Here is a 21,819-nt window from a genome sequence, read left to right as displayed (position 1 = left end):
TTACCCGCGAAGCAGGCAACGCGGAACATGGCACCGGCGTTGCCGGTGTTCGCGGGTGAACCCGCTCCTACGGGCAGAGCGCGCGCCAAGAAACCAACCTGGCGCAAGACATGCGCCGTTGAGCTGCGCCCCAGATGTTGGACATCTGTCCATCATCTGGGGGTTTTCATGAGCAAGTACTCAACACAATTCAAGCAGTCAGCCATCCAGGCTTTCCTCAAGCGTGGCCGAGGCTTTCGCCACATCGCGGCGCTGTTTCAAATCGATCCGACTTTGCTGCGCCGTTGGGTCATGTCCTATCAGTTACATGGTGAGGCCAGCTTCGAGAAGCCTGGCGGTCATTACAGCAGCGAGTTCAAGCTTTCTGTGCTCTACCGTATGTGGCGCGAGAAGCTGTCGCTCCGGGCCACCGCAGCGTTGTTCAACCTGGGTAACTCATCTCAGGTGCGGCACTGGGAGGAACAGTATTACAGTGGCGGCTTCCAAGCCCTGTCCTCAAGCAAAAAGATATTGGTTAACCCTATGCCTAAAGCCCCGCGCAAGCCCGAAGAGACCGCTCCCAAACCTATCGAGGAGCTTACCCATGCGGAGCTGCTCAAGAGACTTCGCCAGCTTGAAGCGGAGAACGCCTACCTAAAAAAGCTCGAGGAGCTCGACGAGGAGAAGGCGAGGCTGAAGAAAGCCAGGAAAAAACCCGGCTAGTAAGGGCTTTGCGCGAACACTACCCGTTTGCCGATCTGCTCAAGGCTGCCGGCCTGCCACGCAGTACTTACTATTACCAGCTAGGGCTGCTTGAGGCCGGGGATAAGTGTGCCTCTCTCAAAATCTCGATCCAGGAGATCTGCGACCGACATCGCGGTCGTTATGGTTATCGGCGGGTTACCTCTGCGCTGCGCAGTTCTGGGCAGTTGGTTAACAGTAAAAAGGTGCGCCGGCTGATGGCTGCTCTAGACCTCAAGTGCACGGTCCGTCCGAAGAAGTACAAGGCGTATCGGGGCCTGATGGGAGAAGCCGCGCCTAATATTCTCAAGCGTAATTTCCAGGCTGATCAGCCTAACCAGAAGTGGGTTACCGATGTCACTGAGTTCAAAGTGGCGGGTGAAAAGCTGTACCTCTCGCCTGTAATGGATCTGTACAACGGCGAAATCGTGACGTATCGCACCGACACCAGACCGCGCTTCACCTTGGTCGGCGAAATGCTGGAGCGCGCGATTCAACTGCTTCCGGCGGGCAACAAACCACTGCTGCACTCGGACCAAGGATGGCACTACCGATACCCTGATTACTGTGCACGTGTGAAGGAAGCAGGGCTTGAGCAAAGCATGTCACGCAAAGGTAACTGCCTGGACAACGCCGCGATGGAGAGTTTTTTCGGCACGCTGAAATCGGAATACTTCTACCGTGAGCGCTTCAAAAGCGTCGCAGAGCTACAGGCGGGACTGGATGAGTACATCCACTATTACAACCATGACCGCATTAAAATGAAACTCAACGGCCTGAGTCCTGTGGCTTACAGAACTCAAGCTGAGGTAGCCTAGCACCGACCGTCCAACATCTGGGGCGCAGCTCACGTAGATGTAGGAGCGGGTTTACCCGCGAAGCAGGCGACGCGGAACATGGCACCGGCTGCGCCGGTGTTCGCGGGTGAACCCGCTCCTACGGGCAGAGCGCGCGCCAAGAAACCAACCTGTCTCAAGATATGCGCCGTAAATGTAGGAGCGGGTTTACCCGCGAAGCAGGCGACGCGGTGCATGGCACCGGCTGCGCCGGTGTTCGCGGGTGAACCCGCTCCTACGGGGAGAGCGCGCGCCAAGAAACCAACCTGTCTCAAAACAGGCGCCGTAGATGTAGGAGCGGGTTTACCCGCGAAGCAGGCAACACGGAACATGGCACCGGCTGCGCCGGTGTTCGCGGCTGAACCCGTTCCTACAAGGTCAGCGGGTAGCTGACGATCAGTCGCGTCTGGTCGAAATCGCTGTTGAAGCTGCGCCGGTTGGTCGCGTTGTTCAGCCGGATGTTGAGGTTCTTCAAAAACCCGCTCTGGAAGGTGTAGTTCACCTCGGTATCGCGCTCCCACTCCTTGCCATTGCTGCCCGCCGCCGTGGTGGCGTTCTCGCCATGCCCGTACCGCACCATGGCCAGCAGCCCTGGCACACCGAGCGCGGCAAAGTTGTAGTCGTAACGCACTTGCCACGAACGCTCGTCAGCATTGCTGAAGTTGCCGTTGAACATGTCGTTGCCCAGGGTTCGCCCACTGCTGCCGTACACCGACATCCACTGACTGTCGCCACTGACCTTCTGCAACCCCAGGTACAGCGTGTGGCCACTGTGCGAAGCTGACAACAAGGCGTAGCCGGTGCGGCTCTGGATGTCGCCGATGCGCGCCTGCCCGTCATCCCGGTCGATGAAGTAGCCAAGGTTGGCCCCCAACGTCCACTCCCCTACCCGCTGACTGTGCAGCAGGTTGAAGTAGCTTTGCTGGTAGATGTCCTCCAACTGCGAGTGCCAGGCGCCGATCAGTGTTCGCTGCTGGTTGAAGCGGTACTCGGCGCCGGCGTAGTTGAAGCCGTCCGAGGTGACCCCGGGCGCGGCCCAGGCAGACAGGTCCTGCATGTCCGAAGAGTGGCGCAGGCTCACCTCGCGGTACTGGCCGGCCTGCAGGCTCAGGCCTTCGATTTCCCGCGAGTCGAGCATGGCACCACGGAAGGTCTGCGGCAGCAGGCGGCCATCGTCGTAACGCAACATCGGAATATCCGGCAACAACTCCCCCACCTTCAGCTCAGTCGCGGACATACGCAGCTTCGCTGCCAGCCCGGCCCGACCGTAGTCGTCGGCCGCTCGCCCGTCATCGTGCACCGGCAACAGTTCTGAGCCGCTGGTACCGCCGCCGCTGTCCAGCTTCACGCCGAACAGGGCGATACCATCCAGGCCAAAACCGATCAGCCCCGGGGTGTAGCCAGAGCTGAACTTGAAGATGAAACCCTGGGCCCATTCTTCAACCTTGCCCTTGGCGGCCCCCGGGTCGCGGAAATCGCGGTTGAAGTAGTAGTTGCGCAGTGTCAGCCCACCCTTGGCATCTTCAAAGAAGCCCCCCTCTTGCGCCCAGGCCGGCAAACCAAGGCCAAACGCCAGCGAAACTGCCAGGACCGAACGGGCCAGCGTGCAAGTTGTGTCCATCATTATTATTGTTCTCCGCGTTCAATAGGCGCAGCAGACCGCCCCAGGCCAGCATGACCCGGAGCAGTAAGTTGCATTCAGATACCCGGCGAGGCCGGGTTGCACTCAGTGGCTCAGTGCATCAGCAGGCAAGGCGGACGCAGGCTTGGCCGTTGGGCGCAACAGCAGCAGGCAACCCGCGGCAAGCACGAACACGCTGGCAAACACGCCGTACAGATGCAGGGGTTGCCAGCCACCATCGAGCAGCACGCCAGCCACGGTCGGCGACAGGATCGCGCCCATGCGGCCGATGCCGATCCCCCAACCCACGCCGGTGGCGCGTACCGATGCGTCATAGACCACCGGCGACAAGGCATACAGCCCAGCCACGCAGCCGTTGGAAAACAGCCCGATCAGCAGGCCCAACGCCAGCGCCGCAGTGACCGAGGCACCATTGGCCACGAACAGCACCAGCAGCGCGGCGGTGATGAGCATGAACAACGCCAGCACGCGCGTCAGTGGCCAGCGCGAAGCCAGGCCGCCGATCAGCGCCGCGCCAACGATGCCGCCCACGCTCAACAGCACCCCGCCGGTGATGCCTTGCTGGGCCGACAAGCCGGCGGCCACCAACAGTTTCGGCGTCCAGCTCATGACGAAGTAGAAGCCGAACATGACCAGGAAGAACAGCAACCAGATCACCAGCGTGGTGCGGCGCATGGCCGGCGCCAGCAGTTGCCTGAAACCGCTGCTGGCATCCTCTGCCCTTGCGGCAACAGCCGGCAGTTGCGCCAATGCCGGCTGGCCGAGGCGCACGGCCAGGCGGTTGACCCGGGCCAGCGCATTGGCCGGCCGGCGTGCCAGCAGAAAGTCCAGCGACTCTGGCAACCACAGCAGTACCAGCGGGATTACCAGTACGGTGACGATGCCGCCAAACAGAAATACCGAGCGCCAGCCCCAATGCCCCAGCAGCCATACCGCCAGCAAACCGCCCAGGGTCGCGCCCAGCGCATAGCCAGTGGACTGCAGGCTCACCGCCAAGCCGCGCCAGCGTTTGCTGGCATATTCACTGGCAATCACATTGCTGCTGGCCAGGATGCCACCGATGCCCAGCCCGGTCAGGCCACGCAGCAGCGCCAGTTGCAGCGGGCTCTGGCTCAGTGCCGAGAGCAGCATGCCGATACCGGACAGCGCCAGGCACAGCAGGATCAGCGGGCGTCGGCCAAAGCGGTCAGCCCACGGCGCGATGAACAATGACCCGGCCGCCATACCGAACAAGCCGGCACTGAGCAGAAGCCCTACCTGCGCCCCATTCAGGCCCCACTCGGCAGACACCGAGGCGGCGGTGAAGGCCATGACCAGCACGTCGAAGCCATCGATCATGTTGAGGATGATGCAAATACCAATGGCCAGGCACTGAAAGCGACCCATCGGGTCGTTGTCCAGACGTTGCTTGAGATCGGTATTCATGGGGTCACCTGCCGGCCAGGCTTGGCCAAAGGCGAGAGGAACGATGCGCACGCGCAGGCGCAACGGGAGGAACCCTGACGGTTCAGTGCCGCTGGATAGCCATTCATGACTGGACCCTTTTTGTAATTGTTATCGCATACGGCAGGAGGGCTCCGGCCGTTGTCAGGCGCTAATCAACCAGATAATGGATCCACAGACAACGTTACGAAAGCACTGCCTATCAATCAGGCGCGACCAACCTCAGCTCATCGTTAGGAAAAATCATATTTTTTATAAATAAATTCAATAGGTTATAAATTTAAAACCAAAGAAACTTGATGTTCGATTAACGAACACAATCGAATTATGGATCCACAAACCATCAAAAACCACCCCTTGACTCACCACCATGACTACGCAATGAACAAATCTTCATGTTCCCCCTCAGCGCCCTGATCATGGGGCGCACAGCCGATGCCAGCCAGCCAGCAGCCGGGACTCGCCTTGAGGGTGCGGTGCGGGTTGCGTAGCATCCGCGACCCGATCGCGCGCGTATTGCCACCCCTCAGGATCGATTCACAGATGCCGCAACCCATCCCGCTAAAGGACCACGAAAAGGAAAAGCACCTGGTCAACCGTCGGCTTCTGGCCTGCGCTGCCATGGTGTTCAGCCTGTGTGCTGTTCTGGTGGGCCGGCTCTATGTGCTGCAAGTGCTGCAGCACGACCAACAAACGGCCGTGTCGGAAAACAACCGCGTGCACGTGCTGCCCATCGCCCCCGAACGCGGGCTGATCTATGACCGCAACGGCGTGGTACTGGCCGACAACAAGCCCAGCTTCGACCTGACCATGACCCGCGAGCGATCAGGCGGCGACTCGGCCAAGGTGCTCGACACCCTGACGCAGGTGCTGGGCCTGACCGAAGACGACCGTAAGCAGTTCGACAAGGACCTGCGCCGTGGCCGCAAACCGTTCGAGCCCGTGACCCTTATGGTGGGCTTGAGCGAGGAGCAGATCGCCCTGGTAGCGGTGAACCAGTTCCGCCTGCCGGGCCTGGAGGTGGAGCCGCAGTTCATCCGCGAGTATCCACTGGCCGGGCATTTCGCGCATTCAGTGGGCTATGTGGGACGCATCAACGAGAAAGAAGCCAAGACGCTCGACAGCACGGAGTACCGCGGCACCCAATCGATTGGCAAAACCGGCATCGAGCGCTTTTACGAAAGCCAGCTGCATGGCCACGTGGGCTACGAAGAGGTCGAGACCAACGCTCAGGGTCGGGTGATGCGCGTGCTCAACCACAAGGACCCGACCCCAGGGCAGGATATAGTCCTCACCCTGGACGCCCATTTGCAGATAGCCGCAGAAAAAGCGCTGGGTGACCGCCGTGGCTCGGTGGTGGTATTGGACCCGGCCAATGGTGACGTACTGGCGATGGTCAGCAACCCCAGCTTCGACCCCAACCTGTTCGTCAAGGGCATCAGCTTCAAGCAGTATGCCGCGCTGCGCGACTCCATCGACCGCCCACTGTTCAACCGCGTCCTGCGCGGCCTGTATGCGCCTGGCTCGACCGTGAAGCCTGAAGTGGCCATCGCTGGCCTCGACAGCGGGGTGATCACCCCTGGCAGCCGGGTGTTCGACCCGGGCTACTACGAACTGCCCAACTATGACCACAAGTACCGCAACTGGAACCGCAGCGGCGACGGCTGGGTGGACATGTACACCGCCATCATGCGCTCCAACGACACCTACTTCTACGACCTGGCGCACAAGCTGGGTATCGACCGCCTGCACGACTACATGGCCGAGTTCGGCCTGGGCCAGAAGGTGTCGCTGGACATGTTCGAGGAAGCCTCCGGGCTGATGCCCTCGGCCGAGTGGAAGCGCGCCACACGACGCCAGGCCTGGTTCCCGGGCGAGACGCTGATCCTTGGCATTGGCCAGGGTTACATGCAGGTCACCCCCCTGCAACTTGCCCAGGCCACCAGCCTGCTGGCAAGCAAGGGCGTGTGGCACCGCCCGCACCTGGCCATGACCGTGGGCGGCGATACGCCGATCGACCCAAACCCCATGCCCGACATTGTGCTGCACGACAAGCATGCCTGGGACCAGGTCAGCCAGGGCATGCAGATGGTCATGCACGACCCGCGCGGCATTGCCCGCGCCGCAGCAGCAGGCGCGCAGTATCGGATCGCCGGCAAGAGTGGTACCGCGCAGGTGGTGGCGATCAAACAGGGTGAGCGTTACAACCGCAACAAGACCCTGGAGCGCCACCGCGACAACGCCCTGTTTGTCGGCTTTGCTCCGGCTGAGCACCCCAGTGTGGTGGTGGCGGTCATGATCGAGAACGGTGAGGCTGGAGGCCGGGTCGCAGGGCCGGTGGTGCGGGAAGTGATGGATGCTTATCTGCTGGATGAGCAAGGGCACCTGAAGCCGGAGTATGCGGGCGGCGCACCCACTCGGGGTGTGCCACACACATGATTTGGCGTGGCCGCTGTGGAGGCGATTTTAGCCGCGAATGAGTCAGGATGCCGTGCGCGGCATCAGCTCATACGGGTGTTTCCACCCCGGCAGCGCCTGGATCCGGGCTTTCCAGGCCTCGATGTGCGTGAACGCTGCCAACGGGATACCGGTGTCTTCTGGCATGAACACATACCCCGCCAACGACAGGTCGGCAATGGTCAACCGGCCACCGACCATGAATGGCGTCTTCGCCAGGTGAGCATCGACAATACGGTAAGCCGCCGTGGCACGCTCGCGCAGGAACCGCGTGACATCGGTTTCGCCAGTGTTCTTCAGGCAGAACAGAAAGCGCAGCGCAGCGTAATAGCTGGTGAACTTATGGTTGTCGAACAGCATCCAGCGCCAGATCTCACGCTTTTCATCTTCATCGCGAGGCCCGAACTGGCCGGTCTGTTCGGCAAGGTATTCGAGGATCAGCGCAGACTGGGTGAAGCGCTTGCCAGCGTGTTCCATCACCGGCACCTCGCCCTGCTCGTTCACCTCATCGCGCCAGGTTTGCTCACGCGTCTGGCCATGGAAGAAGTCGACGAACACCGGCTGCCAGTTCTGGCCGGTGAGTTCAAGCATGAGCGCAGCCTTGTAGGCGTTACCGGATTCGGCGAAGCAGTGCAGCTTGTAGTCGGACATGGGCGAACCTTCAGTTTCCTTTGAATGATCGGCAGGGCCCTCTGCGGATTTGCCCGCGAAGCACCATCCCCCCAAGCAAATCACGCGCGTCCCGACGCGGTCAATCCATGACGCGCTCCGTCGCCAGCTTGCAAACCGCCAGTTCAGCCACATCGTCAGCGGCAGGTGCACCTTATCCCCGACACCCTCCAGCCAGGATAAGGGAACTACCCCAACGCCTCCGCCGTCTTAGACACTGAGTGGTTTATTTCCCTGTGCTTCACGTTACTGGAGAACACGACATGCGCCACCTACTCCTCGCCCCTGCGCTGCTGCTCCTGATGCCTGCCGGTGCTGCCCTGGCCCGCGTCGATGCGGGCGACGTCGCCACCTCGGCCGGTATTTCCGCTTCGCTGTATTCGACCTTCAAGGACGACAAACGGATCATCCCGGCCCGTGACGAACTTTCAGCGTTCGTCGCCAGCGGCGGTGCCATCCGCGGCGCCTATGTGGAGTCGGCGCTTGAACAGGCCCGCAAGGACCATCCTGGGTTGCAGGCCAACGATGAAGAGCTGGCCCGGGCCATACTGTCGCAAGATGACCCTGTGGCTGACCATTGAGTAAACCTGTACCGGCCCTTTCGCGGCGGTTCGACGCGAGAGGGCCGGCACAGGGCCGTTTCACCCCCAGCCATCCATACGCATGGTCGCCCTGACCAGGCGCTGCTCTTCCTGCTCGACCTCCCGCAAACTGTCGCGTATGCCGTTGATATGCTCACGCGCCGCCCGATGCGCCTGCTCGGGCAGTTGCTCCATGACCGCGCGATACAACCGCGCATGCTGCCGATCAATCTGGCGTTTCTGCGCTGGCCGGCAATACAAGTTGTTGACCGAAGCAAACACAGTGCTCAACGTCAGGTCACTGAGCGATTGCAGGGTATGCACCAGCACCGGGTTATGCGATGCCTCACTGATCGCCCGGTGAAAGGCATGGTCACGGCGGGCATGCTCACGGGCATCGAGCGCCTGCGCAGCCTCGTGCGCAGCCAGCATTTCTTCGTAGCGCCGGCGGATCAGCAGGCGGTCGACGTCGGTAGCCCGCAACGCCGCCAGCCGCGCCGACTCAGCCTCCAGCAACGCCCTGACCTCCAGCAGGTCGAACAGCGTGCGCGGTTGCGAACTGAACAGGTGCATCAAAGGCGTAGCACCCGCCTGCCCGGTGAGATCGGCGACGAACGAACCCCGCCCCTGTTCGGTGTCGATGATGCCGCGCCCACGCAGAACGCGCAGGCCCTCGCGCAAGGCCGAACGTGAACAGCCAAGCTTTTCCACCAGCCGCCGCTCCGACGGCAGTGCCTGGCCCACCTTGAGCACGCCTTCGACGATAAGCCGCTCGACCCGTTCGGCCACCTGGTCGGCGACCTTGGCCTTGCCTTCAGTACCCACTGCGCACACTCCTGCTGGTAGGACCACTTTGACTTATAGCGCCAATCTAGCCAGACAGAACCGTGAATAGACAGTACTGCCCGAAGAAACTGGTAGGACCAGTCAACATCTCGCTCGACCCCGAACGCTAGCACGCGCACGCTGCATCGGTGACCGCTTCGCCAACAACAACAAAAACCGTTGCGAGTGAGCCAATGAATATCCTGTATGACGAACGCGTCGATGGCGCGCTGCCCAACGTGGACCTGGCCGCCCTGTTGCAGGCGCTGCGCGATGCACTGCCGGACCTTGAAATCCTGCACCGCGATGAAGACCTCAAACCGTACGAATGCGACGGCCTGTCGGCCTACCGCACCGTGCCACTGCTGGTGGCGCTGCCCGAGCGCCTGGAGCAGGTGCAGACGCTGTTGAAGCTTTGCCACCAGCGCGGCGTACCGGTGGTTGCGCGTGGCGCCGGTACCGGCCTGTCTGGTGGTGCCCTGCCGCTGGCCAAGGGCATCCTGCTGGTGATGGCGCGCTTCAACCGTATCCTCGAGGTCAACCCGCAGGGGCGTTACGCCCGCGTGCAACCGGGCGTACGCAACCTGGCCATCTCCCAGGCCGCCGCACCCCATGGTATGTACTACGCACCCGACCCTTCCTCGCAAATTGCCTGCTCAATCGGTGGCAATGTCGCCGAAAACGCCGGTGGCGTGCACTGCCTCAAGTACGGCCTGACCGTACACAATGTGCTCAAGGTGGACATCCTTACGGTCGAGGGCGAACGCCTGAGCCTGGGCAGCGATGCCCTGGACAGCCCCGGCTTCGACCTGCTGGCATTATTCACCGGCTCCGAAGGCATGCTCGGTATCGTCACCGAAGTCACCGTCAAGCTGCTGCCCAAGCCCCAGGTGGCGCGGGTGATACTGGCCAGTTTCGACAGCGTCGAGGACGCCGGCCGGGCAGTCGCCGACATCATCGCTGCCGGCATCATTCCCGGCGGCCTGGAGATGATGGACAACCTGGCGATCCGCGCCGCTGAAGACTTCATCCATGCCGGCTACCCGGTGGACGCGGCGGCGATCCTGCTGTGCGAACTGGATGGCGTGGAAGCCGATGTTCACGACGACTGCGAGCGCGTCGCCGCCGTGCTGACGCAAGCCGGGGCCCGCGAGGTGCGCCTGGCCTGCGACGAAGCCGAGCGCGTTCGCTTCTGGGCCGGGCGCAAGAACGCGTTCCCGGCCGTGGGGCGCATCTCCCCGGACTACTACTGCATGGACGGCACCATCCCGCGCCGCGAGTTACCACGGGTGCTCAAGGGCATCAGCGACCTGTCCGCGGAGTACGGCCTGCGGGTGGCCAACGTGTTCCATGCCGGCGACGGCAACATGCATCCTTTGATCCTGTTCGATGCCAACCTGCCCGGCGAGCTGGCGCGTGCCGAAGCGATCGGCGGCAAGATTCTGGAGCTGTGTGTGAAAGTGGGCGGCAGCATCACCGGTGAACACGGCGTGGGGCGCGAGAAGATCAACCAGATGTGCGCGCAGTTCAACAGCGATGAAATTACCCTGTTCCACGCGGTGAAGGCCGCCTTCGACCCCCAGGGCCTGCTCAACCCCGGCAAGAACATTCCCACCCTGCACCGCTGCGCCGAATTCGGCGCCCTGCACGTGCACCAGGGGCAACTGCCCTTCCCTGAGCTGGAGCGCTTCTGATGAGCATGGACCGCGACATGAGCCAAACGCTGTTGGAGCAGGTCAACCAGGCGCTGAACGAAGGTACGCCGCTGCGTATCCAGGGCAGCAACAGCAAAGCGATGCTCGGCAACCCGGTGGCTGGCGAAGTACTCGACACCCGCAACCACCGCGGCATCGTCAGCTACGACCCCACCGAGCTGGTACTCACGGCCCGCGCCGGTACCCCCCTGCGCGAGATCGAGGCCGCCCTGCACGAGGCCGGCCAGATGCTGCCCTGCGAACCACCCCACCTGGGCCCCGAGGCCACCTTGGGCGGCATGGTCGCGGCCGGGTTGTCTGGCCCGCGACGGCCGTGGGCCGGGTCGGTGCGCGACTTCGTACTGGGTACACGGGTGATTACCGGCCACGGCAAGCTGCTGCGCTTTGGTGGCGAGGTGATGAAGAACGTCGCCGGCTACGATGTGTCACGCCTGATGGCGGGCAGCTTCGGATGCCTGGGGCTGCTGACCGAGGTTTCGCTGAAAGTGCTGCCACGCCCGCGCCTGTGCCTGAGCCTGCGCCTGCCGATGGGCCGCAATGAAGCGCTGGCCGAGCTGGCCGAATGGGGTCAGCAACCGCTGCCGATCAGCGCCGCCTGCCATGACGGCGAAACGCTGTACCTGCGCCTGGAAGGCGGCGAAGGGTCGGTGCAATCGGCACGCCAGCGGTTGGGGGGCGAAACGCTCGATAACCGCTTCTGGAGCGACCTGCGCGAGCAGCGCCTGGCGTTCTTTGCCGACGCCGCCCCCCTGTGGCGCCTGTCCGTACCCACCGTTACCGGCGAGCTGGACCTGCCCGGCCAGCAGCTGATCGACTGGGGGGGTGCCCAGCGCTGGCTCAAGACCTGCGCGCCGGCGCAGGCCATTCGCGATCAGGTCGCCAGGGTGGGCGGCCACGCCACCTGCTACGCCCCCGGTGCAGCCAGTAGCCCGCCGCTGCCGGTTGCACTGATGCGCTATCACCGCGCCCTCAAGCAGCAGCTCGATCCCCAGGGGGTGTTCAACCCTGGTCGCCTGTACCCGGACCTGTGAGGCCAGCCCATGCAAACCAACCTTAGCGAAACATCGCGCCGCCTGGCCCGCGCCGACGAAGCCGAGCGCATCCTGCGCACCTGCGTACATTGCGGTTTCTGCACCGCCACCTGCCCCACTTATCAGTTGCTGGGCGACGAACTGGACGGCCCGCGCGGGCGCATCTACCTGATCAAGCAGATGCTCGAAGGCGAGCCGGTCACCGCCAGCACCCAATTGCACCTGGACCGCTGCCTGACCTGCCGCAACTGCGAAACCACCTGCCCATCCGGGGTGAAGTACCATGATCTGCTGGACATCGGCCGCGCAGTGGTCGAGCAGCAGGTGCCACGCCCGCTCGGCCAGCGCCTGTTGCGCCTGGGCCTGCGTGCGGTGGTGCCGCGCCCGGCACTGTTCAAGGCCCTGACCCGCAGCGGCCAGGCGCTGCGCCCGCTGCTACCGGCCTCACTCAAACGCAAGTTGCCGGCGCAGGTAACCACACCCGGCCAGCGTCCGGCAGTGCGCCATGCGCGCCGGGTACTGATGCTGGAAGGTTGCGTGCAGCCGGCCTTGTCACCCAATACCAATGCCGCGGCTGCGCGGCTGCTCGACCGCCTGGGCATCAGTGTGCAACCCATCCTGCAGGCCGGATGCTGTGGCGCGGTGGACTATCACCTGAATGCTCAGGCGCAAGGCCTGCAGCGGGCACGGCGCAATATCGATGCCTGGTGGCCCGCCATCGAAGCGGGTGCCGAGGCTATCGTGCAGACCGCCAGCGGCTGCGGTGCGTTTGTCCGCGACTATGGCCACCTGCTGGAGAAAGACCCCCATTACGCTGCCAAGGCGGCACGGGTCAGTGCACTTTCCCGCGATCTGGTGGAAGTCCTGCGCGATGAGCCGATCGAACAATTGGCCCTGTGCACCGAACAGCGCCTGGCCTTCCACTGCCCATGCACCCTGCAGCACGCACTGAAGCTGGGCGGCGCGGTAGAGGCGCTGCTGACACGGCTTGGCTTTACCCTGACCTCGGTGCCCGATGGCCACCTGTGCTGCGGCTCGGCAGGTACCTATTCGCTGACCCAACCTGAACTGTCACTGCAACTTCGCGACAATCGTCTGAATGCGCTGGAAAGCGGTAAACCGCACCTCATTGCCACAGCCAACATAGGCTGCCAGGCCCACCTCGACGGAGCTGGACGCACGCCCGTGCGCCACTGGGTCGAGATCGTCGAAGCAGCCTTGAACCCGGAGCCCGCCCATGCTTAGCAAGTTCGTTATCGGCCAGACCGAAATCGCCCGCGTACTGACCGCCGCCCGCCAGGAAGCCCAGGCCCGCCAATGGAGCGTGACCATCGTCGTGGTCGACGACGGCGGCCACCCACTGGCCCTGGAACGCCTGGACGGCTGCGCACCGGCCAGTGCCTACATCGCGATGGAAAAGGCCCGCACCGCCGCACTGGGGCGCAAAGAGACGCGGGATTATGAAGACATGGTCAATGGCGGCCGCACGGCCTTCGTGACCGCCCCCCTGCTGACCAGCCTTGAAGGTGGCGTGCCGCTGCGGGTGGAAGGCCAGGTGGTGGGCGCCATTGGTGTATCCGGCGTCAAATCCGAACAGGATGCCCAGGTGGCCAAGGCGGGGGCTGCTGCCTTGTAGACCCTGGGGTTCGACCACCGCCCAGCATCTTAAGACGTTTCCTACGCCGCCCTCAGAAGCGCCCTACTTGCTGCCTCTGCCCACAGAAAACATGATCGGCACTGGAGGACGCAAGGTCGCGATCCAGAGGAGGCTCCGCATGCACCCGTACGCCCGCCCCATCGCCGAACTGCGCAGCAGCCTGCGCGAAATGCTGGCCCATGACATGACCAACCCCGACAACGACCCGCACTTGTCGGGGGTCATGTTCTTCTGCGCCACCGATGAACATTCCCGGCAATTGATCGAACGCATCGAGTTGCTGGCCAGCGAGGTGTTCTTCGACGCGAACGGGCGGGCCATTTCAGAGCATATGAAAGCTTCGGCGGTTGAAGGCGTGCGCATCAAGCGCAACCGCAACGCGCCGGAGGATGAAACCGTGATACGCATTGCCCTGGCAGAAAAAGGCTATATCACCGTCAGCACCGCTCGGCTCTGAGCGGTTGGCTCGGCCTCTTCGTCGCCTGTGACAAGCACCTGAGTCGCAGCCGATCCGCTATCCTGAGCAATCCTCCGCTCCGGACCCGCCCATGGAACTGCACATTCGCCTGGAGGGCCGCAAAGGCCTGGCCGATCAGCTTTACCAGCAACTGCGCGACGGTATCGACAGCGGCCACCTGGCCGCCGGTACCCAACTGCCGCCCACCCGTCTGCTGGCTGAACAACTGGGCGTATCGCGCAAGACAGTGGCCGAGGCCTATTCGCGCCTGACCTACGATAACCTGCTCAGTGGCGTGGTCGGCCGTGGCACATTCGTCACCCCGCGCCATCCGCTGCGCAGTAACGAATCAGCCACCATACCCCTGGCCGGCGCCGCCTCCCTCGAGCGCTGGCAGCAGCGCGCCACCGTGCTCAGCCAACGCCAGGTGCAGGCGCCATCGCGCTATGACTTCGTCGGTGGTGCTTCGAGCAAGGCACAGTTCCCCTTCGACCAGTGGCGCAGTTGCCTGAACTACGCCCTGCGCCGTAGCCAGCGCCACCCCGAGCGCCAATTCCCGGCCCAGGGCTTGCCGGAACTGCGCGAAGCCATTGCCCACCACATCGCCTACTCGCGCGGGGTGCACTGCAGCGCAGCCGACCTGCTGGTGTGCAACGGCGCCCAGCAGGCGCTGGACCTGATCGCCCGGGTGCTGGTCGAACCGGGCTGCCAGGTGGCCATGGAAGATCCTGGCTACCCACCGGCACGGCAATTGTTCCTGGCCCTGGGTGCACGCCTGCAATCGGTGCCGGTGGACGATGAGGGCCTGTGCGTGGAACAGATCGCCGATGGCACCCGGCTGATCTACGTCACACCCTCGCACCAGTTCCCGCTGGGCATGCCGATGAGCGAGCCACGCCGGCATGCCCTGCTTGCGCGGGCCGCCGAGCTGGGTGCACTGATCATCGAAGACGACTACGACTGTGAGTTCCGCTACCACGGGCCAGCCTCGGACGCGCTGCAGCGTCTGGACCGGCATGGGCTGGTCGCCTATGTCGGGACCTTCTCCAAGACTTTGCTGCCCGAGCTGCGCCTGGGCTATGCCGTATTACCACCTGCCGTACTGCAGGCCGCTTGCGTGGCCAAGCACCTTAGCGATTGGCACAGCCCGACCCTGCTGCAGTGGGCGCTGGCGCGCTTCCTTGGCGAAGGCCACCTGAACAAGCACATCCGCCGCTGCCACGAGGTCTACAGTGCACGCCGCGAGCGCATCCTGGCGCGCCTTGGCGGCGATCTGGCACCGTGGTTCAGCGCCATCCCCGCCAGCGCAGGCTTCCACCTCAGTGCCTTGGCTACGCCCGGGGTGGATGTGGAGCTGTTGGCCAACCTCGCGCGCAAGGTAGAGGTCGGCCTGTATTCACTGGCACCCTTCTTCAGCGAGGCACCGGTACGGCCGGGGCTATTGATGGGCTTCGGCGCCATCGAACTGCTGGATATCAACCCGGCGCTGGACCGGGTACGCGATACCCTGCAACGCCTCAGTTGACCGGTGCGGCCTTGCCGGTTGCGGCCGGCCGGGCGATAGCCGCCGCATAGCCGCGCGGGTTGAAGCACGCGGTCACCAGCAGCATTGCCATCACGGTCACGGTCAACAGCGTCCACGAAGCCTGGAAGTCGCCACTGACATCCCGCAGCCAACCCGTGATATACGGCACGATGCCGGTGATGATAAAGCCGATACCCTGTACGAACGCCGCCAGGCTGCCGGCCTCGGCAGGCGTTTTCAGGTGTTCCAGGGTCAACGTCAGGCACTGGCTGAAGCAGGCACCCAAGCCAAATCCGATCATGGCGACCCAAAGCCCGGAAGCCGCCGCAGGTGCCAGCAAAAGCCCCAGGAAGCCCGCCAGCTGGATCGCCAGCGCCAGCCACAAACCCGGGCGCCTGTCGGCCCAACGTCGCAGCAGCAGCGGCAGGCCAAGCGCACCGAGCACCTGAAAGACGGTCATCAGGCCCACCAGGTCGGCACCGCCCTGAGCGCTGCCGCCGTGCTCGATGTGGTAAGCCGGCAACCAGGCCACCATGCTGGTGTAGCCGCCGTTGATCAGGCCGAAGTACAGGGCCAGCAACCACGCCCGGCGCGTACCGAACCAGTGCCCGCCTGCGGCCCCAGACAGCTTTGGCGCCTCCTGCCTTGGCCGCAGCACGGCCCAGGCCAGCACCGCCAGCACGGCCGGGATCGCCCATACGCCCAGGCCCGCCTGCCAGTAACCGAAATGACCGCTGATGTGTGGCCCGAGTACTGCAGCCAGGCCGCCGCCGCTCATCAGCGCCGCCGAGTACAGCCCCATCGCCCCGGCCAGACGCCCGGGGAACCAGCGGTTGACCAGCCCCGGCATCATGCCCTGCACCACCGCCACGCCCAGGCCGGCGACCAGCGCACTGGCGATCAGCGCCCAGGCACTGTCCAGTTGCAGGCGCCACAGGCAGGCCAGGGCAATCGCGGCCAGTCCCCCAAGCATGCCACCGTGCTCGCTGACCCAGCGTCGCAGCCACGGTTGCAACAGGGGCACCAGGCCCATGCACAGCACCGGTAGCGCCGTCAGCAAGGCGGCCTGCTGGTAACCCAGGCCGGTGCTGGCGCGCATGGGTTCGAGTAACGGGCCGATACTGGTCAGGATCGGCCGCAGGTTCAACGCCAGCAGGATCACCAGCAACAGGTTCAGTACAGCGCTCATTGTGAGTCGGTTCTCTTGTAGCAGGAACTGGTCATTATCCCGGCTCGGCTGGCTTGGCAGAAATGAAGAGATTGGATGCAGGTCAGTGGCCACCTGAATGGACGATTGGCCTCCCGCTTATGCGCAAAATTGGCTATCGGGGAGGCCAATGAGCGGCGCTACAGTAGCGCCATATCCACCCCACACGCTTGGAGACTGACATGCACAACCGTATCGAATGGGCCAAACACGCGCCGCAAGCCTACAAAGCCATGGTCGGCCTGGAGCAGGCGCTGGCCAACAGCGGCCTTGAACACTCGCTGCTGGAGCTGATACGCCTGCGCGCTTCGCAGATCAACGGCTGCGCCTACTGCGTCAACCTGCATGCCAACGATGCGCGCAAGGCCGGTGAGACCGAAGCACGCCTGCAGACCTTGTGCGTGTGGCAGGACACCAGCTACTTCACGCCGCGTGAACGTGCTGCGCTGGCCTGGGTCGAGAGCCTGACCCGCTTGCCTGAACGGGGTGCGCCGCAGGGCCAATATGAAGCCCTGCAGGAACACTTCGAGCCGGCCGAGGTGGCCAACCTGACCTTGGCAATTGCCACCATCAATGCCTGGAACCGGTTCGGCGTCGGCTTTGCCATGGTGCCGGCCTGATCCTTTCGGGTGGCCTGTGCAGGCCTATTCGCGGGCAAGCCCGCTCCTACAATTCTGGGCGTGCCCTGTAGGAGCGGGTTTACCCGCGAACACCGGCAGAGCCGGTGCCATCCACCGCGTTGGTTTCTTCGCGGGCATGCCCGCTCCCACAGGTAGAACGCAGGCCGACCAGCCGCGCCCGGTAGCTCCCTGGGCTCTGCCCGGTCCATTTCTTGAACGCCCGGTGGAACGCACTCGGTTCCTGAAACCCCGCCTGCTCGGCAATTTCGGCAATGCTCAACGCGCCTTCGCGCAGCCGCTCGAAGGCCATGGCCCGGCGCACTTCATCCTTGATCTGCTGGTACGAACGCCCCTCCCGCTCCAACTGCCGGCGAAAGGTACTGGCACTGACCCCCTGCTGCTGCGCCAGCGCGGCCAATGTCGGCCACTGTCCATAGCGCAATGCCCGCAGGTGCCGATACACCTCAGCCACCAGCCCGTTCTGATTGCGAAAGCGGATCACCAGGCCCTGTGGCGCACTGCGCAGGAAGGTCTGCAAAGCCGCCCGGTCCTGCACCACCGGCAGGCGCAGGTAAGCGCTGTCGAACTCCACCTCGGTGCGTCCGCTGCCCAGGCGCAGGTCCGGTCCCCACAGCAGCAAGTCGTCCTCCTGGGCCGGGCGCGACACCGCGAGCTCCGTGCGGTCGATGGCAATCCGCCGCCCAGCCAGCCAGCACAGCATGCCGATCATCAGCACCAGGTAGGTTTCCTCGGCATAGACCCGGGTCAATGGGTCGGCAATGTTCGACTGCACGCTGATCAGCGCCCGCCCGCCACGTACCGTCAGGCTGCCACGCAGGTCACGCAGGAACAGGCCGAAGCCCCCCATGCACTGGCGCAAGGCCTTTTCCAGGTTCGGCTCGAGGATCAAACCCCGGCAGATCAGGGCAAAACTGCCCAGCGGCATGCCGTGGCTGTCGAGGCCAAAGAACTCATCGTCCAGGCGCTGGATCAACGCCAGCCACAGCTGGGCGAACGCCTTGGCCGGCACCCGCGCCTGAGGCTGATCCAGCAGCTGCGGGGCAATGCCCACCGCACGCAGCTGGGCATCACGCTCGACGGGCGTGTCGCGCAGGGCGTGGAGCATGGCGTTGAGGAAGTACACGGCGACTGAATCGCTTTCGCGCATGGCGGTTTTCGCTGTCTATGCTGAGTGGCAAAAAGTGCCAGGTTGTTTGAACAGATCCGGCATAGGCGGCAACAGAGCCTTTGCCTAGACTCGATCCCACTCCGGGGCCGCCCACCATTCTCGCAGAGCCTGGCCCGGTCCCGCCACGCCTTCGCAATCGGAGCCCTCATGAGCAGCGCAGAAATCTACGTCGTCAGTGCCGTCCGTTCAGCCATTGGTGGCTTCGGCGGTTCCCTCAAGGACCTGCCACTGGCCGACCTGGCCAGCGCCGTGACCCGCGCCGCCATCGAGCGTTCGGGCCTGGCCGCCGAGCAAGTCGGCCACCTGGTGATGGGCACGGTGATCCCCACCGAACCGCGTGACGCCTACCTGGCACGGGTAGCGGCAATGAACGCTGGCATCCCCAAGGAAACGCCGGCATTCAACGTCAACCGCCTGTGCGGGTCTGGCCTGCAGGCTATTGTCTCTGCGGCCCAGGGCCTGTTGCTGGGCGACACCGATGTGGCCGTCGCAGCCGGCGCCGAATCCATGAGCCGTGGCCCTTACCTGCTGCCACAGGCGCGCTGGGGTGCACGCATGGGTGACCTGCAAGGCATCGACTATACCGTCGGCGTGCTGCAGGACCCGTTCCAGCACTTCCACATGGGCATCACCGCCGAGAACGTTTCGGCCAAGCACGGCATTACCCGCGAAATGCAGGACGAACTGGCCTTGACCAGCCAGCGCCGCGCCGCGCGTGCCATTGCCGAGGGCCGCTTCGCCAGCCAGATCGTTGCGCTGGAGCTGAAAACCCGCAAAGGCAGCGTGCAGTTCAGTGTCGACGAGCATGTGCGTGCTGATGTGACCGCCGAACAACTGGCCGGTATGAAGCCGGTATTCAAGAAAGACGGCACCGTCACCGCCGGCAACGCCAGCGGTATCAACGATGGCGCCGCCGGCCTGGTGTTGGCCACCGGTGACGCAGTGCGCCGCCTGGGCCTGAAACCATTGGCACGCCTGGTGGGCTATGCCCACGCCGGGGTGGAGCCCGAGCTGATGGGCCTGGGGCCGATTCCGGCCACCCGCAAAGTGCTGGAAAAAACCGGCCTGAACCTACAAGACCTGGATGTGATCGAGTCCAACGAGGCCTTCGCTGCCCAGGCCTGCGCCGTGGCCCGCGAGCTGGGCTTCGACCCGGAAAAGGTCAACCCCAACGGTTCGGGCATTTCCCTGGGCCACCCGGTGGGTGCCACCGGTGCGATCATCGCCACCAAGGCCATCCATGAGCTGCAGCGCATCCAGGGCCGCTACGCCCTGGCCACGATGTGTATCGGCGGTGGCCAAGGCATCGCCGTCGTGTTCGAGCGCGTCTGAGGGAGACTGACACATGAGCATTGAACAGATCGCCGTGATCGGCGCGGGCACCATGGGCAACGGCATTGCCCAGGTGTGCGCCATTGCCGGCTACCAGGTGCTGCTGGTGGATGTTTCCGACGCAGCGCTCGAGCGCGGCGTGGCCACCTTGAGCAAGAACCTCGAGCGCCAGGTCAGCAAAGGCACCCTCGATGCCGACAAGGCCGCAGCCGCCAAAGCACGCATTCGCACCAGCACCGACTACACCCAGCTCAGCGCTGCACACCTGGTGATCGAAGCGGCTACCGAGAACCTGCAGCTCAAGCAGCGCATCCTGCAGCAGGTGGCAGCCAACGTTGCCGCCGACTGCCTGATCGCCACCAACACCTCGTCGCTGTCGGTGACTCAACTGGCTGCCAGCATCGAGCACCCCGAGCGCTTCATTGGTGTGCACTTCTTCAACCCGGTACCGATGATGGCGCTGGTGGAGATCATTCGTGGCCTGCAGACCAGCGACCACACCTACGCCCAAGCGCTGGTGGTGACCGAAAAAGTCGGCAAGACCCCGATCACCGCCGGCAACCGCCCGGGCTTCGTGGTCAACCGCATCCTGGTGCCAATGATCAACGAGGCGATCTTCGTGCGCCAGGAAGGCCTGGCCAGTGCCGAGGACATCGACACCGGCATGCGCCTGGGCTGCAACCAGCCGATCGGCCCGCTGGCGTTGGCCGACCTGATCGGCCTGGACACCCTGCTGGCGATCATGGAGGCCTTCCATGAAGGCTTCAACGACAGCAAGTACCGCCCTGCTCCGCTGCTCAAGGAAATGGTCGCGGCCGGCTGGCTGGGGCGCAAGAGCGGTCGCGGTTTCTTCACCTACTGAGGACCAAGCGCCATGCCCCCGGTCAATGCCGCAATGCGCTGTGCCAACTTTGAGGAGCGACGTGACCGGGCCATGGCATTGTTTGCCGAAAAGGGCTTTGGCCAGGTCAGCATGCGCGAACTGGCGGCCCATGTGGGGCTGACCGCCGGCTCGCTGTACCATCACTTTCCCAGCAAGCAGGACCTGCTGTACGACTTGATCGAAGAGTTGTACGAAGAGCTGCAGGCCACCCTGGACCAGGCCCGCCGGGCCATGGCCCGGGGGACATCGGCATTGAGCTGCCTGATTGCTGCGCACTGGCAGTTGCATGCCGAACGGCCGCTGCAGTTTCGGCTGGCCGAGCGGGATTTGTGTTGTTTGAGTGAGGCGCAACAGGCGCACCTGGCATCGTTGCGCAAGCGCTATGAGGCGGGTTTGCTGCGCTTGATCGCACCGCAAGCGAAACTGCCGGGGCAAGCGTTGGACGCTACAGCGCATGTACTGGCGACGTTTCTCAACCAGCTGCCGGGGTTGCTCAAAGCACTGCCTGAAGCGCAAGGGTTGGAGCTGATGGAAAACTTGCTGGTCGGCGGGATTGAGCGGACGCTGCGATAGCCTGCAACGGCCTCCTCGCGGGTTTGCCCCGCGAAAAGGCCGGATGCCTCAGCGCAACAGCGACTGGATCTGCTCGTGCAAGGTATCCAGGTCAAACGGCTTGGCCAGGATAGGTGCCTTGCGGGTGATCGGGCTGCCAGATTCGAGAATCTCCGCCGGGTAGCCGCTGATGAAAATCACCTTCAGGTCGGGCCGCAATTTCACCGCGGGCTCGGCAATATCCACCCCCGAGATCCCCCCCGGCAAACGGAAGTCTGTCACCATCAGGTCCAGGTGCGGTTTGCTGGCCAGGATGGCAAACGCCTGCTCGCCATCCTCAGCCACCAGGACGTGGTACCCCTCACCCGCCAGGTAATCGCGCAAAATCATGCGAATCGCCGGTTCATCCTCGACGACCAGAACCACATCTTGTGCATCTTCACTCATGTTAACGCCTTGAAATACTTACAGTTGGCCA

At 63.8% G+C, this 21,819-nt stretch carries 20 protein-coding genes; 13 read left to right on the top strand and 7 right to left on the bottom strand.

Annotated elements, in window-relative coordinates; all coding sequences use genetic code 11:
• The first annotated feature begins 168 nt into the window (after positions 1–168).
• Positions 169–1,538, top strand: a protein-coding gene (locus ACZ889_RS14160) for an IS3 family transposase (RefSeq protein ID WP_372340364.1) whose coding sequence is annotated in 2 segments (ribosomal slippage) — positions 169–666 and positions 669–1,538 — 1,368 coding nt in all. Because the reading frame shifts where the segments join, the coding sequence is not laid out codon by codon here.
• Positions 1,539–1,926: 388 nt separating this feature from the next.
• On the opposite strand, the gene ACZ889_RS14155 is transcribed toward ACZ889_RS14160, so the two are convergent.
• Together ACZ889_RS14155 and ACZ889_RS14150 are read right to left on the bottom strand one after the other, a co-directional pair.
• Complete coding sequence (locus ACZ889_RS14155; RefSeq protein WP_476257474.1) at positions 1,927–3,180, bottom strand: OprD family porin; 1,254 nt, start codon at positions 3,178–3,180, stop codon at positions 1,927–1,929.
• Positions 3,181–3,282: 102 nt separating this feature from the next.
• Positions 3,283–4,623 (bottom strand): MFS transporter, encoded by a 1,341-nt coding sequence (locus ACZ889_RS14150; protein WP_476257473.1) that lies wholly within the window; start codon positions 4,621–4,623, stop codon positions 3,283–3,285.
• A 561-nt stretch (positions 4,624–5,184) separates the two neighbouring features.
• Here ACZ889_RS14150 and mrdA point away from each other — a divergent pair.
• Complete coding sequence (gene mrdA, locus ACZ889_RS14145) at positions 5,185–7,080, top strand: penicillin-binding protein 2 (RefSeq protein ID WP_003256152.1); 1,896 nt, start codon at positions 5,185–5,187, stop codon at positions 7,078–7,080.
• 42 nt (positions 7,081–7,122) lie between these two features.
• Here mrdA and ACZ889_RS14140 read toward each other — a convergent pair whose 3' ends face one another.
• Entirely contained in the window at positions 7,123–7,749 is a 627-nt protein-coding gene (locus tag ACZ889_RS14140) for a glutathione S-transferase family protein (RefSeq protein ID WP_108190621.1), read from the bottom strand.
• 281 nt (positions 7,750–8,030) lie between these two features.
• Here ACZ889_RS14140 and ACZ889_RS14135 point away from each other — a divergent pair, with 281 nt between their 5' ends.
• Positions 8,031–8,348, top strand: a complete 318-nt coding sequence (locus ACZ889_RS14135; protein ID WP_003256154.1) for a DUF2388 domain-containing protein — start codon at positions 8,031–8,033, stop codon at positions 8,346–8,348.
• 60 nt (positions 8,349–8,408) lie between these two features.
• Here the strand turns inward: ACZ889_RS14135 and glcC are convergent, their stop codons facing one another.
• Positions 8,409–9,173 carry a transcriptional regulator GlcC gene (glcC, locus tag ACZ889_RS14130; RefSeq protein ID WP_476257472.1) on the bottom strand — a complete coding sequence of 255 codons (765 nt, stop codon included), beginning with the start codon at positions 9,171–9,173 and terminating at the stop codon, positions 8,409–8,411.
• A 194-nt stretch (positions 9,174–9,367) separates the two neighbouring features.
• On the opposite strand from glcC, the gene glcD reads away from it, so the two are divergent.
• From glcD to pdxR, 6 genes are all read left to right on the top strand, one after another.
• Entirely contained in the window at positions 9,368–10,867 is a 1,500-nt protein-coding gene (gene glcD, locus ACZ889_RS14125; protein ID WP_017148258.1) for a glycolate oxidase subunit GlcD, read from the top strand.
• A complete protein-coding gene (gene glcE / locus ACZ889_RS14120) occupies positions 10,867–11,919 on the top strand; it encodes a glycolate oxidase subunit GlcE (protein ID WP_161775375.1) in 1,053 nt (350 codons plus the stop codon). The genes glcD and glcE overlap by 1 nt, the downstream gene beginning before the upstream one ends.
• Positions 11,920–11,928: 9 nt before the next feature.
• Positions 11,929–13,164 carry a glycolate oxidase subunit GlcF gene (glcF, locus tag ACZ889_RS14115; protein ID WP_476257471.1) on the top strand — a complete coding sequence of 412 codons (1,236 nt, stop codon included), beginning with the start codon at positions 11,929–11,931 and terminating at the stop codon, positions 13,162–13,164.
• Positions 13,157–13,555, top strand: a complete 399-nt coding sequence (locus tag ACZ889_RS14110) for a heme-binding protein (RefSeq protein ID WP_003256164.1) — start codon at positions 13,157–13,159, stop codon at positions 13,553–13,555. Before glcF ends, ACZ889_RS14110 begins: the two co-directional genes overlap by 8 nt.
• A 139-nt stretch (positions 13,556–13,694) precedes the next feature.
• Entirely contained in the window at positions 13,695–14,033 is a 339-nt protein-coding gene (locus tag ACZ889_RS14105) for a hypothetical protein (protein WP_004576022.1), read from the top strand.
• A gap of 91 nt (positions 14,034–14,124) precedes the next feature.
• The gene (gene pdxR / locus ACZ889_RS14100; RefSeq protein ID WP_476257470.1) at positions 14,125–15,558 is read left to right on the top strand and encodes a MocR-like pyridoxine biosynthesis transcription factor PdxR; all 1,434 of its coding nucleotides are present in this window, start codon (positions 14,125–14,127) and stop codon (positions 15,556–15,558) included.
• Here the strand turns inward: pdxR and ACZ889_RS14095 are convergent.
• On the bottom strand, positions 15,551–16,747 hold the full coding sequence (locus ACZ889_RS14095) for a CynX/NimT family MFS transporter (protein ID WP_476257469.1): 1,197 nt from the start codon (positions 16,745–16,747) through the stop codon (positions 15,551–15,553). The two genes, pdxR and ACZ889_RS14095, sit on opposite strands and share 8 nt — an antisense overlap.
• A gap of 200 nt (positions 16,748–16,947) precedes the next feature.
• Here ACZ889_RS14095 and ACZ889_RS14090 point away from each other — a divergent pair, with 200 nt between their 5' ends.
• On the top strand, positions 16,948–17,385 hold the full coding sequence (locus ACZ889_RS14090) for a carboxymuconolactone decarboxylase family protein (RefSeq protein ID WP_476257468.1): 438 nt from the start codon (positions 16,948–16,950) through the stop codon (positions 17,383–17,385).
• 79 nt (positions 17,386–17,464) lie between these two features.
• Here ACZ889_RS14090 and ACZ889_RS14085 read toward each other — a convergent pair whose 3' ends face one another.
• Positions 17,465–18,553 (bottom strand): AraC family transcriptional regulator, encoded by a 1,089-nt coding sequence (locus ACZ889_RS14085; RefSeq protein ID WP_476257467.1) that lies wholly within the window; start codon positions 18,551–18,553, stop codon positions 17,465–17,467.
• A gap of 168 nt (positions 18,554–18,721) precedes the next feature.
• Between ACZ889_RS14085 and ACZ889_RS14080 the strand changes: the two genes are divergently transcribed.
• Genes ACZ889_RS14080 through ACZ889_RS14070 form a run of 3 tightly spaced genes read left to right on the top strand, consistent with a single transcriptional unit; the run spans position 18,722 to position 21,362 of the window.
• Positions 18,722–19,906, top strand: coding sequence for an acetyl-CoA C-acyltransferase family protein (locus ACZ889_RS14080; RefSeq protein WP_003256172.1), 1,185 nt, complete (start codon positions 18,722–18,724; stop codon positions 19,904–19,906).
• A 13-nt stretch (positions 19,907–19,919) separates the two neighbouring features.
• On the top strand, positions 19,920–20,768 hold the full coding sequence (locus ACZ889_RS14075) for a 3-hydroxybutyryl-CoA dehydrogenase (RefSeq protein WP_014590524.1): 849 nt from the start codon (positions 19,920–19,922) through the stop codon (positions 20,766–20,768).
• Between the two features lie 12 nt (positions 20,769–20,780).
• Positions 20,781–21,362 (top strand): TetR/AcrR family transcriptional regulator, encoded by a 582-nt coding sequence (locus ACZ889_RS14070; protein ID WP_014859099.1) that lies wholly within the window; start codon positions 20,781–20,783, stop codon positions 21,360–21,362.
• A gap of 48 nt (positions 21,363–21,410) precedes the next feature.
• On the opposite strand, the gene ACZ889_RS14065 is transcribed toward ACZ889_RS14070, so the two are convergent.
• Entirely contained in the window at positions 21,411–21,788 is a 378-nt protein-coding gene (locus ACZ889_RS14065; RefSeq protein ID WP_003256176.1) for a response regulator, read from the bottom strand.
• Between the last annotated feature and the right edge of the window lie 31 nt (positions 21,789–21,819).

The organism is Pseudomonas sp. TE3895, from assembly GCF_056278855.1.
The sequence above is the reverse complement of the archived record's forward strand: the minus strand, read 5'-3'. Positions and strand labels throughout refer to the sequence as shown.

Coding starts and splice junctions, on each gene's coding strand:
- ACZ889_RS14085 (WP_476257467.1), bottom strand. CDS start 18,553: ATGCGCGAAAGCGATTCAGTCGCCGTGTACTTCCTCAACGCCATGCTC.
- glcF (WP_476257471.1), top strand. CDS start 11,929: ATGCAAACCAACCTTAGCGAAACATCGCGCCGCCTGGCCCGCGCCGAC.
- ACZ889_RS14105 (WP_004576022.1), top strand. CDS start 13,695: ATGCACCCGTACGCCCGCCCCATCGCCGAACTGCGCAGCAGCCTGCGC.
- ACZ889_RS14110 (WP_003256164.1), top strand. CDS start 13,157: ATGCTTAGCAAGTTCGTTATCGGCCAGACCGAAATCGCCCGCGTACTG.
- ACZ889_RS14080 (WP_003256172.1), top strand. CDS start 18,722: ATGAGCAGCGCAGAAATCTACGTCGTCAGTGCCGTCCGTTCAGCCATT.
- mrdA (WP_003256152.1), top strand. CDS start 5,185: ATGCCGCAACCCATCCCGCTAAAGGACCACGAAAAGGAAAAGCACCTG.
- glcD (WP_017148258.1), top strand. CDS start 9,368: ATGAATATCCTGTATGACGAACGCGTCGATGGCGCGCTGCCCAACGTG.
- ACZ889_RS14090 (WP_476257468.1), top strand. CDS start 16,948: ATGCACAACCGTATCGAATGGGCCAAACACGCGCCGCAAGCCTACAAA.
- ACZ889_RS14095 (WP_476257469.1), bottom strand. CDS start 16,747: ATGAGCGCTGTACTGAACCTGTTGCTGGTGATCCTGCTGGCGTTGAAC.
- ACZ889_RS14070 (WP_014859099.1), top strand. CDS start 20,781: ATGCCCCCGGTCAATGCCGCAATGCGCTGTGCCAACTTTGAGGAGCGA.
- glcE (WP_161775375.1), top strand. CDS start 10,867: ATGAGCATGGACCGCGACATGAGCCAAACGCTGTTGGAGCAGGTCAAC.
- ACZ889_RS14135 (WP_003256154.1), top strand. CDS start 8,031: ATGCGCCACCTACTCCTCGCCCCTGCGCTGCTGCTCCTGATGCCTGCC.
- ACZ889_RS14150 (WP_476257473.1), bottom strand. CDS start 4,623: ATGAATACCGATCTCAAGCAACGTCTGGACAACGACCCGATGGGTCGC.
- ACZ889_RS14155 (WP_476257474.1), bottom strand. CDS start 3,180: ATGATGGACACAACTTGCACGCTGGCCCGTTCGGTCCTGGCAGTTTCG.
- pdxR (WP_476257470.1), top strand. CDS start 14,125: ATGGAACTGCACATTCGCCTGGAGGGCCGCAAAGGCCTGGCCGATCAG.
- ACZ889_RS14065 (WP_003256176.1), bottom strand. CDS start 21,788: ATGAGTGAAGATGCACAAGATGTGGTTCTGGTCGTCGAGGATGAACCG.
- ACZ889_RS14075 (WP_014590524.1), top strand. CDS start 19,920: ATGAGCATTGAACAGATCGCCGTGATCGGCGCGGGCACCATGGGCAAC.
- ACZ889_RS14140 (WP_108190621.1), bottom strand. CDS start 7,749: ATGTCCGACTACAAGCTGCACTGCTTCGCCGAATCCGGTAACGCCTAC.